General features: G+C 43.8%; 16 protein-coding genes. 9 read left to right on the top strand and 7 right to left on the bottom strand.

What is annotated here, in order from left to right; genetic code table 11:
* Positions 1 to 32: 32 nt before the first annotated feature.
* The 3 genes from FX988_RS02630 (at position 33) to FX988_RS02620 (ending at position 2,871) form a co-directional block, all read left to right on the top strand.
* Positions 33 to 887, top strand: coding sequence for an acyl-CoA thioesterase domain-containing protein (locus FX988_RS02630; RefSeq protein WP_160178207.1), 855 nt, complete (start codon positions 33 to 35; stop codon positions 885 to 887).
* 14 nt (positions 888 to 901) lie between these two features.
* On the top strand, positions 902 to 1,423 hold the full coding sequence (locus FX988_RS02625) for a gamma carbonic anhydrase family protein (protein WP_160178206.1): 522 nt from the start codon (positions 902 to 904) through the stop codon (positions 1,421 to 1,423).
* A gap of 320 nt (positions 1,424 to 1,743) precedes the next feature.
* Positions 1,744 to 2,871 carry a pyridoxal-phosphate-dependent aminotransferase family protein gene (locus FX988_RS02620; protein WP_013753819.1) on the top strand — a complete coding sequence of 376 codons (1,128 nt, stop codon included), beginning with the start codon at positions 1,744 to 1,746 and terminating at the stop codon, positions 2,869 to 2,871.
* Positions 2,872 to 2,961: 90 nt separating this feature from the next.
* Here FX988_RS02620 and FX988_RS02615 read toward each other — a convergent pair whose 3' ends face one another.
* Entirely contained in the window at positions 2,962 to 3,798 is an 837-nt protein-coding gene (locus FX988_RS02615; protein WP_160178205.1) for a glycosyltransferase, read from the bottom strand.
* 390 nt (positions 3,799 to 4,188) lie between these two features.
* On the opposite strand from FX988_RS02615, the gene FX988_RS02610 reads away from it, so the two are divergent.
* The 6 genes from FX988_RS02610 (at position 4,189) to FX988_RS02585 (ending at position 8,826) form a co-directional block, all read left to right on the top strand.
* A complete protein-coding gene (locus FX988_RS02610; RefSeq protein ID WP_254700703.1) occupies positions 4,189 to 4,614 on the top strand; it encodes a MarR family winged helix-turn-helix transcriptional regulator in 426 nt (141 codons plus the stop codon).
* A gap of 66 nt (positions 4,615 to 4,680) precedes the next feature.
* Entirely contained in the window at positions 4,681 to 6,159 is a 1,479-nt protein-coding gene (gene modF / locus FX988_RS02605; RefSeq protein WP_160178204.1) for a molybdate ABC transporter ATP-binding protein ModF, read from the top strand.
* A gap of 35 nt (positions 6,160 to 6,194) precedes the next feature.
* Positions 6,195 to 6,767: a GNAT family N-acetyltransferase gene (locus FX988_RS02600; RefSeq protein ID WP_160178203.1), complete on the top strand. Its 573-nt coding sequence runs from the start codon at positions 6,195 to 6,197 to the stop codon at positions 6,765 to 6,767.
* Between the two features lie 64 nt (positions 6,768 to 6,831).
* Positions 6,832 to 7,752, top strand: a complete 921-nt coding sequence (locus FX988_RS02595) for a glutaminase (RefSeq protein ID WP_160178202.1) — start codon at positions 6,832 to 6,834, stop codon at positions 7,750 to 7,752.
* A 106-nt stretch (positions 7,753 to 7,858) separates the two neighbouring features.
* Complete coding sequence (locus FX988_RS02590) at positions 7,859 to 8,476, top strand: flavin reductase family protein (protein ID WP_160178201.1); 618 nt, start codon at positions 7,859 to 7,861, stop codon at positions 8,474 to 8,476.
* A gap of 38 nt (positions 8,477 to 8,514) precedes the next feature.
* Positions 8,515 to 8,826 (top strand): cupin domain-containing protein, encoded by a 312-nt coding sequence (locus FX988_RS02585; RefSeq protein ID WP_160178200.1) that lies wholly within the window; start codon positions 8,515 to 8,517, stop codon positions 8,824 to 8,826.
* Positions 8,827 to 8,878: 52 nt separating this feature from the next.
* Here the strand turns inward: FX988_RS02585 and FX988_RS02580 are convergent, their stop codons facing one another.
* From FX988_RS02580 to FX988_RS02555, 6 genes are all read right to left on the bottom strand, one after another.
* Entirely contained in the window at positions 8,879 to 10,105 is a 1,227-nt protein-coding gene (locus FX988_RS02580; RefSeq protein ID WP_160178199.1) for an allantoate amidohydrolase, read from the bottom strand.
* Positions 10,105 to 11,292, bottom strand: a complete 1,188-nt coding sequence (locus tag FX988_RS02575) for a pyridoxal-phosphate-dependent aminotransferase family protein (RefSeq protein ID WP_201751655.1) — start codon at positions 11,290 to 11,292, stop codon at positions 10,105 to 10,107. The genes FX988_RS02580 and FX988_RS02575 overlap by 1 nt, the downstream gene beginning before the upstream one ends.
* Positions 11,293 to 11,383: 91 nt before the next feature.
* Positions 11,384 to 12,205 (bottom strand): sulfite exporter TauE/SafE family protein, encoded by an 822-nt coding sequence (locus FX988_RS02570; protein WP_160182076.1) that lies wholly within the window; start codon positions 12,203 to 12,205, stop codon positions 11,384 to 11,386.
* Positions 12,206 to 12,269: 64 nt separating this feature from the next.
* Positions 12,270 to 13,856 (bottom strand): gamma-glutamyltransferase family protein, encoded by a 1,587-nt coding sequence (locus tag FX988_RS02565; RefSeq protein ID WP_160182075.1) that lies wholly within the window; start codon positions 13,854 to 13,856, stop codon positions 12,270 to 12,272.
* A gap of 2 nt (positions 13,857 to 13,858) precedes the next feature.
* On the bottom strand, positions 13,859 to 15,073 hold the full coding sequence (locus FX988_RS02560; RefSeq protein WP_160178197.1) for an amidase: 1,215 nt from the start codon (positions 15,071 to 15,073) through the stop codon (positions 13,859 to 13,861).
* Positions 15,074 to 15,332: 259 nt separating this feature from the next.
* Complete coding sequence (locus FX988_RS02555; RefSeq protein WP_160178196.1) at positions 15,333 to 16,667, bottom strand: class II fumarate hydratase; 1,335 nt, start codon at positions 16,665 to 16,667, stop codon at positions 15,333 to 15,335.
* Positions 16,668 to 16,786 lie beyond the last annotated feature (119 nt).

The following is a 16,786-nucleotide window of genomic DNA, read 5'->3' as shown; positions in this document are numbered from 1 at the left end:
CGACAACACACTTTTTATTCATTTGAGAGATTATGAGCGATATTAAATTAGTAGATTTATTAACCTTAGAAAAAATAGAAGATGGGTTATTTCGCGGGCAGAGTTGGGACTTAGGTTTCAGGGCGCTGTTTGGTGGGCAAGTCATGGGGCAAGCCATCGCAGCTGCGCAATTAACCTTGCCTGAAGGGCGTGTAGCCCACTCTTTTCACGCTTATTTTTTATTGCCAGGTGACGCTAAAAAGCCTGTGGTATTTGACGTGCAAACCGTCAGAGATGGGCGTAGTTTTTCAACTCGCCGTGTTAAAGCGATTCAAAATGGTCGTAATATTTTTTATATGACAGCGTCATTTCAGCAGCCTGAAGTAGGGTTAGAGCACCAGTTTGCAGTAATGCCTGACGTACCAATGCCTGAAGATTTACCTCGTGACACCACCTTCGATGATACGGATCCTGAAAAGTTATCGACGCGTATGCGTGAAGCCATAGCCTATCACAAACCGCTGGATATGCGTTCGGTACAGCAAATTGATCCCGTTAACCCAGGTGTGCATGAGCCTAAACGCTACATTTGGATGAAAGCGGAAGAAGCACTAAACGGTAACGTGCATTTAAATCAAGCTATGTTGTCTTATGCGTCTGACTATCACTTTCTGTCAACGGCAATTCAGCCACATGGTGTTTCCGTGCGTGATAAGAACTTAATCATGGCGACTATTGATCATGCAGTATGGTTTCATCATCCGTTCGATTTTGACGACTGGGTATTGTACTGCGCTGAAAGCCCGTTTAGTGGTGGGTCGCGTGGCTTAGTGCGCGGCCAATTCTTCAATCGTCAGGGCAAGCTTGTTGCGTCAAGTATGCAAGAAGGCCTAATGCGTAAAATTTAGTTTAAGGAGTCGGTATGTTGTATTCATTAGGGAACGATAAGGTCACTGTCGGTAAAGATGTTTTTATTGCGCCGGGTAGTCACATTATGGGCAAAGTGACCTTGGCAGACAACGCCAGCGTTTGGTTCAATGCAGTATTACGAGGCGACTGCGATGAAATAACCATTGGTGAGGGCAGTAATGTTCAAGATGGCAGCGTACTGCACACTGATTTTGGCGTGCCCCTTACGGTAGGTAAAGGCGTTACCATTGGGCATAAGGTGATGTTACACGGTTGCCAAATAGGTGATTTTTCCCTGATAGGGATCAACAGTGTGATTTTAAACGGTGCCAAAATAGGCAAGCATTGTGTTATTGGCGCAAATAGTTTGGTCACAGAAAATATGGATATCCCAGACGGGTCACTGGTGATGGGGTCGCCGGCGAAAGTAGTCAAAAGCATTCCAGATGCGCAAAAGAAAATGCTTGAAGCATCTGGTCAACACTATGTTGAAAACGCCAAGCGTTTTATCGCAGAACTAAAAGTACAAGACTAGCAGATAAAAAAATGCTCGGACCATAAAAGCTGATCCGAGCTGAGGGGTATGGCTCATATGAGCCTTGCGCTAACTATATCCAATGTACAAATCAAGTGTAGTTTAGTTACGTAGTTTTGCTAGGGCTTGTTGATTTTTACTGCAAAAATGTTTCGCCAAGATAATCTCGCCTTCATAAGACGCGCTTTCGTGCATTCACAAGAATAAATCCTGCCATTTTTTCTATTCACATTATTTATGTCGGTTATCGACCACTTGTTGCTAGCTTAGATCTAGGTAACATGGGAAACACATCAACAAACATAAGGCTTAGAATATTCATGACAGCGCAATTCAATACTTTTATCCCACCTGTTAGAACGTTGATGGGGCCGGGCCCATCAGATGTTGATCCTCGTATTTTGAACGCTCTTTCACGTCCTACGTTAGGGCATTTAGATCCCGCGTTTATCGGATTAATGGACGAAGTCAAAACGTTGCTTCAGTTTGCCTTTCAAACTGACAATCAACTTACTATGCCTGTTTCTGCGCCTGGTTCGGCGGGAATGGAATCTGTTTTTGTTAATTTACTAGAACCAGGTGACAAAGTCATCGTGTGCCAGAACGGCGTATTCGGTGGACGAATGCAGCAGAATGTACAGCGCTGCGGCGCAACGGCTGTAATGGTACAAGACACCTGGGGACAACAAACAGACTTGCAAAAAGTGGAAGAGGCCTTAAAGGCTAATCCAGATGCGAAAGCTGTAGCGTTTGTTCACGCAGAAACGTCTACTGGGGTGCGCAATGATGCCAAAGCAATTAGCGAACTCGCTAAGCGTTACGACTGCTTAAGTATAGTCGATGCCGTAACCTCTTTAGGCGGTATAGAGCTTGACGTAGACGGTTGGCAAATTGATGCCATTTATTCTGGCACTCAAAAATGTTTATCATGTGTTCCGGGGTTGTCTCCAGTTTCCTTTAGTCACGCAGCTGTTGAGGTGATAAAAGCCCGTAAAACACCTGTGCAAAGCTGGTTTTTAGATATGGATCTTGTTATGGGGTATTGGGGGCAAGGTGGGAAGCGCGCTTATCATCATACGGCTCCCGTTAATAGTTTGTATGCCCTACATGAGTCATTACGCATTTTACACAACGAGGGGCTACAACCTGCTTGGCAGCGTCACGATGAAATGCATCAGACATTAAAGTCTGGCCTTGAAAATATTGGTCTGGAGTTCGTTGTGGACGAAGCGTATCGCTTACCCCAGTTGAACATGGTAAGTATTCCAGATGGTGTTAATGATGCCGAAGTACGCGGTCAGTTGTTAAGTGAATTTGGCTTAGAGATTGGCGCTGGGCTAGGGGAGTTAGCAGGTAAAGTGTGGCGAATCGGTTTAATGGGTTACGGCAGTAATATGAAAAATGTTGATTACTGCGTTAGTGCGTTAACAAGCGTGCTTAAACGCTAACCTTACGCTGTTAAAAATACGGTTAACCAAAATGTAATTAAAAAAGTGCAGCCAAAGGGATGCTGCACTTTTCCTACCTAGAGATCATCTTTACTTCATAAGACAGCGCTTAAGTAATTTGAAATTAACTTTCCACAAGGTTTTCAATTTATTTTTCAGACTTTGTGCTTTCCACGCTTCAAATGGCAAACGTTTTTGCGCAAGCGCTTGTTCAATCTCTGGTTTTAAGTGAAATGCCGCTATTGTGTTCCAAGGTATATTGTCAAACCCAAGAAACGTATTCACTTTGTTTTCCATGTGAATGACTGACATCCACATTGGCTTGGCACGCACTGGAATAAGCGCTTTGATTTCACTCCATTGACCGTGACGCTCTAAAAACCATACTGTTCTTATCTCATCCGCTTTTTCAATTAAGCTTAGAAATGGGTTATGTACGTGGGAGCGTTTGGCAAAACGCACTTGAGGTTCAACTTGTAGGGTAAAGCCATCTACAAAATCAATAGCCATAAATTGCTGCTCAGCAAAGTGACTTTGTACTTCCTTAATATAATCCTGATGCAAACTATCATCATTATCTAGACGAGATGTAATGACATAAGGTTGGGTTAAGCGTTGAGCTATTTGCTTTCTGCTTTGAGGTAAGAACTCGTCCATTCCGTCTATATAGATAGGGGTGAATTGACTGAATGTTTGTTCTAGGCGGGTTATTACACTGCGAAATCTGTCTGGCGTGGTGGTGTCAAAGAACACAAGCCACGTAAAGTTTTGTTCTGTCTGTGCCTGTAAAGAAGAAAAACAGTAGTCCTCAAACAGTGCTAACCGATTCTCCATCCAAGTATCGGTCAATACTTGTTTGTTATATTTTGACGTTTGCCAATCTTTCTTGCGTAGATTAAAGCGGGTAATTAAAAAATGCTGAAACATATCCCTACTAACTGAAAATTATTAAGGCCATTATTGTACAACAAAGTCTACCTCTACCACGAGAAAATCGGCTTTGCTTTTAACGGCACTGCAGAAAATTACACTGCTGGTTAGCAGTGCTTAAAAAATAAAATAGCGGATAATTATAAATATCAGTTTTTCTTGCATTTATATGCAAGTGCTAACTACGCCTATACCTTCCTATATAACTAACTTTCTTTCTAATAAAAACTTGAATAGAACTTGCAGCATCTCTTCTATTTCATTGATTTGTATTTGTCATATAGTTGATATATCCTTGAGTGATCAAGCATATGTTTTGCTTATGCGCTTAATGGGTCTTTCTTATTTTGCGCTACAATTGTTTGCTTTTTTTAATCGGAGGATTTTATGGTGGACCAACTTCCTGCATCGTTAGCTTTGCTGTTTTCACTATCGGGAACAGTGGGGAAATTATCTAAAAAGGCTGACCGCGCATTAAGTGTGCACGGGATAAGCTTGAGTGAGTTTATGGTGTTGCATCACTTGAACTATGCGCAAAATCAGGTCATGAGCCGAACAGAACTTGCGGACGCTGTGAATCTTACAGCATCAGGGGTGACTCGATTACTGACACCGATGGAAAAAATTCACTTGGTCGAAAAAGAAAAAAATAATCGGGATGCGCGTGTTAGTTTAGTTAAACTGACATTTACTGGTCGAGATATATATAAATATGCTTTTCTCAGTTGTAAAAATACATTTGATGAGGCGGTGAAAGATATTAGTCCTAAGCAACTATCTACCGTGCTAGAAGTACTAAATAAATTAGTGTAATAGCGTAGCGGTAGGTTGAGTGCCTTTTCAATAAGGCATATTTATTTGTTTCATTAAAGGGTTTCTATGCGTAGTTGTTTAACAGACTTAAATGTTGAATTTTCTCCAACATTTTCGCTGCACGGGATCAATTGGTCGGTCGAAAAGGGGCAGCACTGGGTTCTCGTTGGCCAAAATGGGGCAGGAAAATCCGCTTTAGCGGCCGTGTTAGCCGGTTATGGGGACATTCAACAGGGGACATTAGTCAGTGATTTCGAGCACATCGAACTGGTATCCTACGAAAGCCAGCAGGGGCTGATAGAACAGGAGCGAGAAAAAGATGCCGCAGACATACTGGATGTGATCCCGGTTCCCACCAAAGTGTATGAATTACTCAGTGTTAATGTGCAAAGTATTGATGAATTATTGTCATTACCCTTGTGTAAACGACTCATTGAACTGTTCGAATTCTCCCCTTTGTTAACCCGTGATTTTTCCGCACTTTCCACCGGCGAAACGCGAAAATTGCTTTTAATAAGAGCATTAATTGCTAAACCCGACTTGCTGATTTTAGACGAACCATTTGATGGTTTAGACCGCAATATGCAGCAAAAATTAGCTGAATTAATTACTGAGTTACATGCAGATATTTGCATGGTATTTGTCATTAATCGCTGGTCAGAAATACCACCATTTGTGACGCATTATGGGTGGGTGTCGCAGGGGTGTTTACAGTCTTCTGTGACAATAGAAGATAAGATAGCCATTAGTGATTTAGCGCGATTATTAACGCTTCAACATACTCGTTTTTCACTTCCCGCGTCAGATTCAAGTGTTACGCATAACCCATTTAGCCATGGTGATACATTGGTTCGTTTAAATAATGTAGCGATTCACTATCCGCAGGGGGCAATCATTGAAGCACTGACATGGGAAATTAAACTAGGTGAACACTGGCAATTGAGTGGGCCGAACGGTTCTGGTAAAACCTGCCTTTTACAGCTAATTTCGGGTGATCATCCGCAGTGTTATGTGAACGATATTTTTGTCTTCGGTTTTAAGCGTGGAAGCGGAGAAAGTATCTGGGATATCAAGAAAAATATTGGGTTCCTTTCTAATGCATTTCATCTTTCCTACCGCGTCAATTGTAGCCTACTTCATGCTGTTCTTTCGGGCTTTTACGACAGCATTGGCTTATACCAACAACCAACAAAAAAGCAGATATATCTAGCCAAGCTTTGGTTAGCGCTCATTGGGTTGGATGATCAGCAAAATACGCCTTTTCAGCAACTATCGTTTGGCGATCAGCGTTTGGCACTCATTGTACGTGCCATGGTTAAGCACCCACCGTTATTAATTTTAGACGAACCCTGTAACGGGCTCGATGAGATTAATCGTCAACGTATACTTGCGGTGATTGAAACTATCGCTAAATCCACAACCACCTCAATTATTTATGTGAATCATCACAGTGATGATGTCATTGCTGGCATCAAAAATCATATATTACTTGAGGGTGATTCATCTCGTTCAAATGTGCGTTATGCTTGCGACACTTTTCAATGAATTAAGAAAATACGTGTTAGCAGGACTGATACAACATGATCGATGTTTACGTTAGAGATGCGACTGAATACGATTTTAGGCGTGTGGTTGAATTAAATCTCGCTGAGGTGGCGCATACTAGCGCAATGAATATGGCCGATGTCGCTAGACTACATAGCCTATCTGCTTATCATAGAGTGTTAGTCGTTGAAGAAAGTGTTGCCGGCTTTTTGCTGGTGATGGGGCCAAATAGTGATTACATCAATGATAATTATGTTTGGTTTAAGCATCATTTAGCAAACTATATGTATATTGATCGAATTGTGCTTGATGCTCGTTATCAAGGGAGACAACTAGGCAGTGTTTTATATCAAGATTTGTTTACATGGAGTAAAGCCAAAGGTGTTTATCATGTGGTGTGCGAATATAACCTTGAACCTCTTAATCAGCCTTCCGCAAAATTTCATCAGCGATTAGGATTTAAACAGCTGGGTTATCAATGGTTACCCCTGAACAAAAGTTCATCCTTAGCCGCATTTGATAACAAAAAGGTAAGTGTTCTTACCCATAAAAAAGTCTCCATGCAATGTTGTGACTTGTCACATACTCAAGTTACGTTGCCATGTTAAACACAATACTGACATTATTTAGCCAGTGATGGCCGAACATTTATTTATGAAGAAAGGCCACTAGATGCAAAACATCGTTGACAGTATTTACCAGGAAATGTGCTCTCGCACTGACCGAGGTAAAGTAGCGAACTATATACCACAACTAGCGTGTGTTGATCCCAACCAATTTGCGCTCACAGTAGTAACACCAGAAGGGCAGGTTTACAGCGCCGGTTGCGCAGATACCTTATTTTCGATTCAAAGTATTTCAAAGGTATTTACGCTAACCATGGCGCTGGGCAAACTTGGCGATGCTCTATGGGCGCGGGTAGGTCGAGAACCATCTGGCGACCCTTTTAATTCAATTGTGCAGCTTGAACATGAGAGTGGCATACCACGAAACCCGTTTATTAACGCCGGTGCTATCGCCATCGCTGATGCCATTATGGGTCATAATGAACCCAAAGAAAGCCTTGCCGAAATATTGCATTTTGTGCGTTTTGTAGCCAATGATGACAGCATTTCAATAGACGAGAAAGTCGCGCAATCTGAAATGATGACGGGCAGTAGAAACGCATCTCTTGCGCATTTTATGGCATCATTTGAGCGTTTAGAAAATCCAGTCGAAAAAGTACTAGGAACCTATTTTCATCATTGTTCAATTTCGATGACCACAGAGCAACTCGCCAAAGCAGGCTTGTTTTTAGTCTCTAACGGCACGAATCAAAGTACGGGAAGTCGAGTTGTGCCTGAGCATCGCGCCCGACGCATTAATTCACTCATGTTAATGTGTGGACATTATGATGGTTCAGGAGAATTTGCTTATCGCGTTGGATTACCGGGTAAAAGTGGCGTTGGTGGGGGGATCCTTGCTATCGCCCCAGGCAAAGCATCAATTGCAGTCTGGTCTCCGGGTTTAGACAAAATAGGTAATAGTAAATTGGGCACCGAGGCCCTCGAAATGTTGGTGCATGAAACTGGTTGGTCCATTTTTGGCCATTAAATCATTACGTTTTATAAAAATAGTAGATAAAATAACAAGATACGGGTTTTAGTAATAAACATGCTAACCCGTTGCGGGTTTTATTATGTGTACTTAGGAATTTCCCATGCCCCATCAACGTTACTTTTATCAGCCTCATCTAGGGCATAACCTTAAACATAATCCTTTTAACGCCATTATCGCTCCTCGACCGATTGGTTGGATATCCACCAAATCCTTATCTGGTGACTTAAATTTAGCGCCTTATAGTTTTTTTAATGCCTTTAACTACCACCCACCGATAATCGGTTTTTCCAGTATCGGCTATAAAGATACTGTGAAAAATATTCAAGAAAGTGGCGTGTTCTGTTGGAACTTAGTCTCTGAATCGCAGGTGGATGCGATGAATCAAACTAGCGCTGCGTTACCAAGTACACAAAGTGAATTTGATTTTGCTGGTTTAGCACAAGGAAAATCTAACGTAATTGACGTGCCACATGTGGCTAACAGTCTTTGCGTGTTTGAATGTAGAAAGACGCAAATTATGCAACTGACTGAAGCAGATGGAAAATTGGTCGATACATGGATGGTAATGGGTGAAGTTGTGGGGGTCCATATAGACAACTCACTGATTGAAGAAGGTATCTACAACACCGCATTAGCAAAGCCCGTATTGCGCGCTGGCGGGGCAGGAGATTATTTTAAAGTGAACTCTGAGCAGAAATTTACCTTAAATAGACCATAATAAATACGCTAAGGCAGAAAATTGATATAGAGGAATATATGGAAATTATCAGAAGTAAAAAATTTACCGCATCACTTCCTTGGGGATCAATTAAAATCGCTAACATGAACGGCATTACCACCAAGCTGCATTGGACAAACGAACCTTATCGCTGGCATGTAAACGAAGGGCAAGAGGTTTTTGCAGTACTCGATGGAATGGTAGAGATGCAGTACATGAAAAATGGCATCGTACACACCAGCTTGCTCAATCAAGGCGACGTGTTTTATGCAGATGAGGGGACTGAGCACGTTGCTAGCCCAGTGGGTGAAGCACGTATTTTAGTGATTGAAAGCGAAGGCAGTATATAGCAACTCAAAGCAATATTGCCCGAATCGATTATCCGATCCGGGCAATACTTAGCTAAACATATTCCTTTAAAAAGGCAAACATCACGTTTAGTGCTGCTTCTATGTCCGCTACCTCTATGGCTTCTGCGGGATGATGACTCAGACCTTTTTCACAACGCATAAACATCATGGCGACAGGGCAAACTGCCGCCATTGCCATAGTGTCATGACCCGCGCCTGATGCAAGCGTAAAAGGTGGTGTATCTGTTGCCTCAAATGCGTCAAGCAATTGCTGTTGTAAATTTTCGTCGCATTTTACAGCAGGCGCTTGGTGTGTAGGCGTAATATCCATTTGGATACGTCGCGTTTCAGCAATACCCTTTAATTCATCAATGATAAGCTTAAGCGTTTCATCTCGCAGGGCATCATCAATACTGCGAATATCCAGACTGAAGGTGGTTGCACCCGAGATAACGTTAACCGCCCCAGATAAGCACTTAAGGTGCCCAACAGTCGCGACAATCCCATTTTGGGTCGCTAAACGTTCTATCGCTAAAATCATTTCGCTTGCAGCTGCTAGTGCGTCTTGGCGCATCGGCATAGGTACCGTGCCTGCATGTCCTGCTAAGCCTTTCAAGGTGATAGAAAAGCGTTTTGCGCCTGCAATGCCATTAACTACACCAACGGCTAGATCGTTTTGCTCTAGCACTGGCCCTTGTTCAATATGAAATTCAAAAAAATCATCCACATTGGTTGCAAGACGAGAGGCATTTTTGACCTCACTGATATCAAGTCCAGCATCGATAAATGCCTGTCTAAGTGTTATGCCATTTTCATCCGCTAAATCATTCCATTTGTCTTGCCATGTACCTGCTACCGCGCAACTGCCTAACAATGTCGCACCAAAGCGCGTGCCTTCTTCATCGCCAAAACCGACTAACTCCAGATGAAAAGGCAATTCGATGTGATGATCATGCAAATAGTGAATTAAGCTTAACGGGGCTAACACGCCTAAGATCCCATCGTATTTACCGCTGTTAGGCACTGTATCTAAGTGACTGCCTATAACTAACGTTTTCGCATTTGGAGCTTTACTTGGATAACGACCCCATTGGTTGGCAGCTGCATCTTGCCATGTTTCCATGCCTGCTTGTTCCATCCACTGGGCAACTTGGCGGTTGGCCTGTAAATGTTCAGGTGTGAGATACTGCCGATTAATACAATCAGGATCTTGACTAAAATGTGCGAGCACATCACAGCGCTCGTATGTTTGAATAGCGTAGGGGGCTAATGTGGTCATTAACCTTTCCCGTTGTACACAGTAAATGCACTGTCAATTGCTTGGCCAGGTTGCAGCGTATGACCTGCTCGGCGAAGTAAGGTCTCAAGTGACTGCAAGGTATGCAGTACCGTGTCTTGGCGAGCGTTGTAGCCCATAGTACCAATGCGCCAGATTTTACCGTGCAGTGGGCCAAAACTCGTGCCGATTTCAATATTGAAATCCAGTAGCAATTGCTGGCGTATCTGCTCACCATCGACCCCATCTGGTATATAGACACCCACAACATTGTTCATCTTGTGTTTTAAATCACCAAAGGGTTTCAAGTTCATCCCTTGAATACCGGCTAACATGGCATTGCCGTGTAACTCATGGCGTGCAATAGAGTCATCAACGCCTTCTTCGAGTAAATTAATTGCGCACTCGCGCGCGCAATAAAGCATAGAGGTGGCTTCTGTGTGATGGTTTAAACGTTCCTCGCCCCAGTAATCTAGGATCATAGGGATATCGAAATAGTTTGAACGGATGCGGCTTCCTGAACCGGGGTTGTGGTGTTCTGCTTTGATACCAGCTTCTATATGTTGACGTCCGCGAACTAATTCTACGTAGCGCTCACTGAGGGTGATAGGAGCACTGCCACTGGGACCGCCTAAACACTTTTGCAAACCAACTGACACCGCATCGAGTTGCCATTTATCCGTTTCAAACGGGTTACCCCCAATAGAGGCTGTTGCGTCTGAATAAAAAATAACATCATGGCGTCGACAAATTTCACCTATATGTTCTAGGGGCTGTAACATGGTGGTAGACGTGTCACCTTGTACTAAAGCAAGTACCTTAGGCTGCACGCGCTTAATCGCGTCTTCAATTTGTTCTGGTTCGAATACTTCACCCCAAGTGGCTTCAATGCAATGCACATCAGCGCCAGCTCGTTCAGCGATTTCTTTGAGCAAATGGCCAAAGCGACCGAAAATTGGCACAAGAACTTTATCGGCTGGTTCGATACAAGAAACCAAAACCGCTTCAATTCCAGCGCGTGATGTTCCATCAATTAACAGCGTTGCCTGATTCTTAGTGACAAACACATCTCGATATAAACTCATCACTTCATTCATGTAACCAGTCATTACGGGATCGTATTGGCCAATCAATTGCGTTGACATGGCGCTCAATACCCGGGGATAACAGTTAATTGGTCCGGGGCCCATTAAAAGGCGCGGAGGGGGGGTAAGGTGTTTCACTATGTGTTGCGCTCCAAGGTTTTAAAAAAGTTAAACTAAAATTTAGGGCATGCCCCAGCTATATAAATAGCTGAGCTAGCATACGGGTGCCGGTGATAAGCAATACGACGGCGAATATCTTTTTCAACATATTTGCATCGAGTTTAGAAGCAATTCCGGCACCAATAGGTGCACAAATTACCGTAAGCGGCACGATGCAAATAAAACCAACAAGATTTATATAACCATACGTACCGAGCGGGGCATCTTGCGGCGCTTGGCCAAATATAAGGAGGTATAACGCAGCCGGCAGTGAAATAATCAGCCCAATGGCCGCAGCCGTACCCACCGCCTTATGGGCTGGGTAATTAAAGGCGGTTAAGATAGGAACGGATAATGTCCCGCCACCGATACCCACCATAGAGCTAAAAAAGCCAATGCAACCGGCCATAATGGATTGCCCCACACGGCCAGGTAGACTTTCAGCGAGTGCTGATTTACCTGTCCTAAATAGCATATTCAATGCAGATAACGTGGCAACAATGCCAAAAAGCGTCGTTAGGTATCGACCATCGACTTTTGTCACTAACCAGCTGCCTACCAGCACCCCTAGTAATATCAGTACACCCCATTGTTTTAACAGTGCTGCATCCACATTACCTTTTTTATGGTGTGAACGAATAGAGCTAATGGACGTGGGGATAATGGTGGCTAATGACGTACCCGTTGCAATGTACATGGCGCTTTGAGGGCTCACGCCAAAAGATTGGAAGAGAAAAAACAGCACAGGCACAATCACAATGCCGCCGCCTACGCCAAGCAGCCCTGCTAGTAAACCTGCAAATACTCCGGTGCCAATCAAGGCTGCAATTGTGGGCAGGTTATTTAACACTAGTTCCATCATTATATTTTTCGTCTCTGTAAGTTGTTATTAGCTAAGGAGGTTCTTTATCTTTTTAGGGTGATTAATCTAGCACGTGTGCAGCAAATGCATTGCCATCACTTCTTGGGTCGGTAGCTGCTGTAACAGTACCGTCAGCGCGTTTGACCACAGCGCCTGCGTGTCCCATCAATTCGTTGCATGAATCTACTAGGGCGATATCGTGTCCTTTTGCGGTTAGTTCCGCTTGAATTGTATCGGCTAAGTCTTGTTCAATTTTCAAGTTATGGCTTTCATCGCCCCATGTTCTACCCAGTAGCCAACGACCCTGACGAATAGATTCAGGAAGCGATTTTTGCTGGTAGATATAGCGCGCAAAAAGGGCTGCTTGGGTTTGCGGTTGTCCTTCGCCGCCCATGGTGCCATAGCTCAAGCGGCTACCGTCTTTTAGTTCTGCAAATGCAGGGTTTAAGGTGTGAAAAGGTTTCATGCCTGGCGCGAGCGCTTGCAAACTGTCAGGGGTTAAGGAGAAGGAGGTACCGCGATTATTCCATACAATACCGGTTTGCGGCGAGACAACACCGCTTCCAAATTCCCAGTAGATACTTTGAATGTAGCTGACCATACGCCCTTCGCTGTCACACGCTCCCATCCATATTGTGTCGCCAGGTTTGGCTTCATGAGGCCAAGGTAGTGCTGTGTCAACATTAATATCAGCAAGCATTGTTACTATTGATTCGGCCGATAATAAAGATTGCAAATCGACACTTAAGCGACTGGCATCGCCTACAAATTGATTGCGCTTAATAAAAGCTTGTTTTGTACATTCAACTAATAAATGGACAAACTCTGCTTCTGTTGTGGCGAGATGCTGAACCTTATCAAATAGCGCTAATATCAGTAGTGAAGCAATACCTTGCGTCGGGGCGGGGAGGTTGTATAGGGTAGCAACGGATGTATCAACCGATAATGGCGTGACTAATTTCGCTTCGTATGCATTGAGGTCTTCAAGCGTGATAGGAGAGCCGGCAGCATGCAAATCATCCGCTAACGCTTGGGCTATTTCGCCTTGATAGAAATCCTGTAAACCGTTTTCTGCAAGTTTATTTAAGGTTTTGGCAATGGCCGGTAGTTTAAGTATCTTGCCTTTCTGTAGCCGTTTCCCTTTAATTAGGAATTGTTCGAAATGAGGAATAGTCGATAAATCATCAAAAGTCTTGTCACTGGCATCTTGCAAGCTTTGCGTCACTTCAATTCCCCATTCGGCTTGACCTATTGCGGGCGCTAGGAGTTCACTTAGGGGCAAGGGGGATTGCCAGGTTTTACTGATGTCCAACGCTTTTTGCCAGCCTGCAACAGCACCCGCCATCGTGAGTGCGGCTTTTGGTCCCCGAGAAGGAATAGCAGACTGACCGCTGTAGTAGCTAAGATCTGCCTTTTTACAGGCATAGCCGCTGGCATCAATCGCAATGGGGGCTTTACCTGGCTCACTGATCAACCAAAACCCGTCACCACCCATGCTGTTCATATGGGGGTAAACGACCGATATAGAAGCTGCGGCCGCCACCATAGCTTCAATAGCTGTGCCACCGTGTTGTAATATATTTTGACCAACTTGGCTGGCGGCGTAATGGGGCGCGGTAAACGCCACAGGACGTGTAGTCTGACTCATCATTATGTCTCTAATAACATGCGAGCGATTTCAATCAATTGTTTGTCATGATTTTTTTGGCCAATTAATGAAAATCCCATAGGCGCATGGGGGTTAATAGGTAACGGAACATGTAATTGAGGTAAGCCACATAAGCCTGCAATGCAGGTGAGCTTCATCAGAGTATTCCGATAGGTTGCTAGTGCGTCACTCGGCGTATCAATAAACGGAGCTGGGCCGGGTGTTGTGGGTAAAAATATCACATCACATTGAGTAAATAGATGATTAATGTGCGAAACAAACTTGGCTTGCTTTTTAAGTGCTTGCTGACGCTGTTGCGTATCAATCGTTGCACACCATGTGAAGCGTTGTTGAATGTCAGGTGCGAAACTAGGTGCTTGTTGCGTGATCCATTCTCCGTGGGTCTGCCATATTTCATAGCCTTGTAAGATACGAAATGTTTCGCTAGCCTCAGTCAACCTGTCTGACGCCAAGCCCGATTCTAAAATACACGGGGTCTTGACCATTGAGTGATAGGCATCCGTTAACGCCTCGGTGTATTCACATTGTTGTGCTAATTCCTGCGCAAAACCAATTTTGCTGTTTTGCGCAATGTCCTGTGAACTGCTGGTATCGTCGATGTGCTTATCAGCAAAGAAAACTGATGCAACTTTCTCAAGCACGTCTAAATCCCGCGTTATCCAACCTACCGTATCGAAACTAGGTGCAAGGCTAACCATATGCTCACAACTGATCCGCCCGTGAGTGGGACGAAGACCAAATAAACCATTATAGCTGGCAGGTACACGAATAGAGCCTCCAGTATCTGTGCCTAAGCCTACTTGCGCACTACCTTCACGCACCGCAACCGCTGAGCCGCTTGATGAGCCACCAGGTATTCTGTCCGGCGCTGATATATTGAACGGCGTTCCGTAATGGATATTCTGACCGTTTAGGCTGTACGCTAATTCATCCGTAATTGTTTTTCCAACGAACCGTGCTCCATTATCTAACAGGGTGCTTACAGCCGGCGCAGTATGCATAGGGAGCGGATGACTTGCCAACCAGTCTGGATTGCCCGCCGTTGTAGGCAAGCTTTTAATATGAAATAGATCTTTAACCGCAAGGCTTAAGCCAGATAACATTAGATTATCCGCCTGCTTGGCAGGGTAATCTTTTTCAGTAACGCTTAAAACGTACGGAGTTTGACTGCTGAAATGCACTGCGCTGGGGCTCATAAATCTTAAAAAGTTGACCAAATGGTCCTATATGAAACAAATGTTTCAGTGAATAGTCAAGAGAAACATTATGAATTGCCGTTATATATTCTGAATTTAACATTTCAAAGCGTCTAACCGCCTAAGATAGGGCGTTAACAAGTGTTTAACATGCTGGCAATTCCATTTTCCAGCTGAAACAACTATACCTACTGCAGAGACTTTTTTCGCGCTTTTGGGTTGTTAGCGTTGCTGAGCTGCGCATTAGGTTAATATACAGTTATGTCAACGATGATAGATCAAGTAATTTGCGTAATTCATCTATCGGGATATCCGTCATCTGTGCTGCTACGTCGATGACAGGTCGCTTCTGTTCATATGCAGCTTTGGCAATCAAAGCACCTTTTTCATAACCTACCTTATTATTTAGCGCCGTAACTAATATGGGGTTTTTACTTAAATATTCGGACATACGCTCGCTATTCGCCTGCATAGTCACTATGGCTTTATGAGTTAGGGCACTTATGCCTTTGCTCAGAATAGAAATACTTGTTAAAAGGTTATAACCAATCAATGGCAACATGGTATTAAGCTGGAAATTGCCAGATTGGCCGGCAATCGTAATGCTTTGGTGATAGCCCATAACTTGCGCACAAACCATGGCCACTGCCTCAGGAATAACAGGGTTCACTTTGCCTGGCATGATGCTGCTACCCGCTTGTAACTTATCAAGGCTTATCTCACCTAAACCGGCTAGCGGGCCGCTATTCATCCAGCGCAGATCGTTACAAATTTTCATTAAACTGACAGCGAGCGTGTTTAATTGTCCACTGACTTCCACAGCCGTATCTTGGCTACTGATGGCCGCGAAATAATTATCTGCTGGGTTAAAGCGCAATCCTGTTAACTGACTTAGATGCTGGCAGGTCGTTTGGGCGAATTTCGGGTGAGTGTTAATGCCTGTGCCAACAGCCGTACCACCAAGTGCCAAGGTAGAAATTCGCGGCAGTACCTCAATCAACCGGCTGATTGAAAATTGAATTTGCTTACTCCAGCCACTTAGTTCTTGGCCCAGAGTGATCGGCATGGCATCCATTAAATGGGTACGGCCTGTCTTCACAGTTTCACGATACAATACGCTTTTAGCATCGATAGCCGACATTAAACTCTGCAAAGCAGGAAGCAAATTTTGACTTAAAGCCAAGGTCGCGCTGAGATGGATCGCGCTTGGAATAACATCGTTTGAACTTTGCCCCATATTAACATGGTCGTTGGGATGTACCTGCCTTCCCAACTTTGAACTTGCTAAGGTCGCAATCACTTCATTGGCATTCATATTGGTACTTGTACCAGAACCAGTTTGATACACATCGACTTGAAACGCGTCGTTGTGATCACCTTGTGCTACCTCCATGGCAGCTCGTTGAATATCAATGGCTATTTCACTGTCTAGCCCAGCAACTTCAGCATTCGCTTTTGCAGCGCTGGCCTTAATTAAGGCTAAAGCATGGATAAACTCACTGGGCATGGGGGTGCCACTGATCTGAAAATTCTCTAGTGCTAAAGAGGTTTGTTCTTTATATAGTGGAGCGTCATTATCATCAGAAGTAGGCATCGGACTTCCTTATTGTAAAATAGCGGATTAAAAATGAGTGGAAGATCAGGTAATAATATCTCTCTTACATAGACTTTGGTGTGAATATGTTATTTTCAAGGGGAAGTGTAAGCAAATAA

It is taken from the genome of Paraglaciecola mesophila (assembly GCF_009906955.1).
Classification (GTDB): domain Bacteria; phylum Pseudomonadota; class Gammaproteobacteria; order Enterobacterales; family Alteromonadaceae; genus Paraglaciecola; species Paraglaciecola mesophila_A.
Note: the sequence above shows the minus strand (reverse complement) of the source record. Positions and strands in the feature narration are given on the sequence as shown.

Bases quoted from the DNA above. Each gene is read 5' to 3' on its own strand.
- FX988_RS02565 (WP_160182075.1), bottom strand. From the start codon at position 13,856: ATGAGTCAGACTACACGTCCTGTGGCGTTTACCGCGCCCCATTACGCC.
- FX988_RS02555 (WP_160178196.1), bottom strand. From the start codon at position 16,667: ATGCCTACTTCTGATGATAATGACGCTCCACTATATAAAGAACAAACC.
- FX988_RS02630 (WP_160178207.1), top strand. From the start codon at position 33: ATGAGCGATATTAAATTAGTAGATTTATTAACCTTAGAAAAAATAGAA.
- FX988_RS02575 (WP_201751655.1), bottom strand. From the start codon at position 11,292: ATGGGCCCCGGACCAATTAACTGTTATCCCCGGGTATTGAGCGCCATG.
- FX988_RS02600 (WP_160178203.1), top strand. From the start codon at position 6,195: ATGATCGATGTTTACGTTAGAGATGCGACTGAATACGATTTTAGGCGT.
- FX988_RS02560 (WP_160178197.1), bottom strand. From the start codon at position 15,073: ATGAGCCCCAGCGCAGTGCATTTCAGCAGTCAAACTCCGTACGTTTTA.
- FX988_RS02585 (WP_160178200.1), top strand. From the start codon at position 8,515: ATGGAAATTATCAGAAGTAAAAAATTTACCGCATCACTTCCTTGGGGA.
- FX988_RS02570 (WP_160182076.1), bottom strand. From the start codon at position 12,205: ATGGAACTAGTGTTAAATAACCTGCCCACAATTGCAGCCTTGATTGGC.
- FX988_RS02610 (WP_254700703.1), top strand. From the start codon at position 4,189: ATGGTGGACCAACTTCCTGCATCGTTAGCTTTGCTGTTTTCACTATCG.
- FX988_RS02625 (WP_160178206.1), top strand. From the start codon at position 902: ATGTTGTATTCATTAGGGAACGATAAGGTCACTGTCGGTAAAGATGTT.
- FX988_RS02615 (WP_160178205.1), bottom strand. From the start codon at position 3,798: ATGTTTCAGCATTTTTTAATTACCCGCTTTAATCTACGCAAGAAAGAT.
- FX988_RS02590 (WP_160178201.1), top strand. From the start codon at position 7,859: ATGCCCCATCAACGTTACTTTTATCAGCCTCATCTAGGGCATAACCTT.
- modF (WP_160178204.1), top strand. From the start codon at position 4,681: ATGCGTAGTTGTTTAACAGACTTAAATGTTGAATTTTCTCCAACATTT.
- FX988_RS02620 (WP_013753819.1), top strand. From the start codon at position 1,744: ATGACAGCGCAATTCAATACTTTTATCCCACCTGTTAGAACGTTGATG.
- FX988_RS02595 (WP_160178202.1), top strand. From the start codon at position 6,832: ATGCAAAACATCGTTGACAGTATTTACCAGGAAATGTGCTCTCGCACT.
- FX988_RS02580 (WP_160178199.1), bottom strand. From the start codon at position 10,105: ATGACCACATTAGCCCCCTACGCTATTCAAACATACGAGCGCTGTGAT.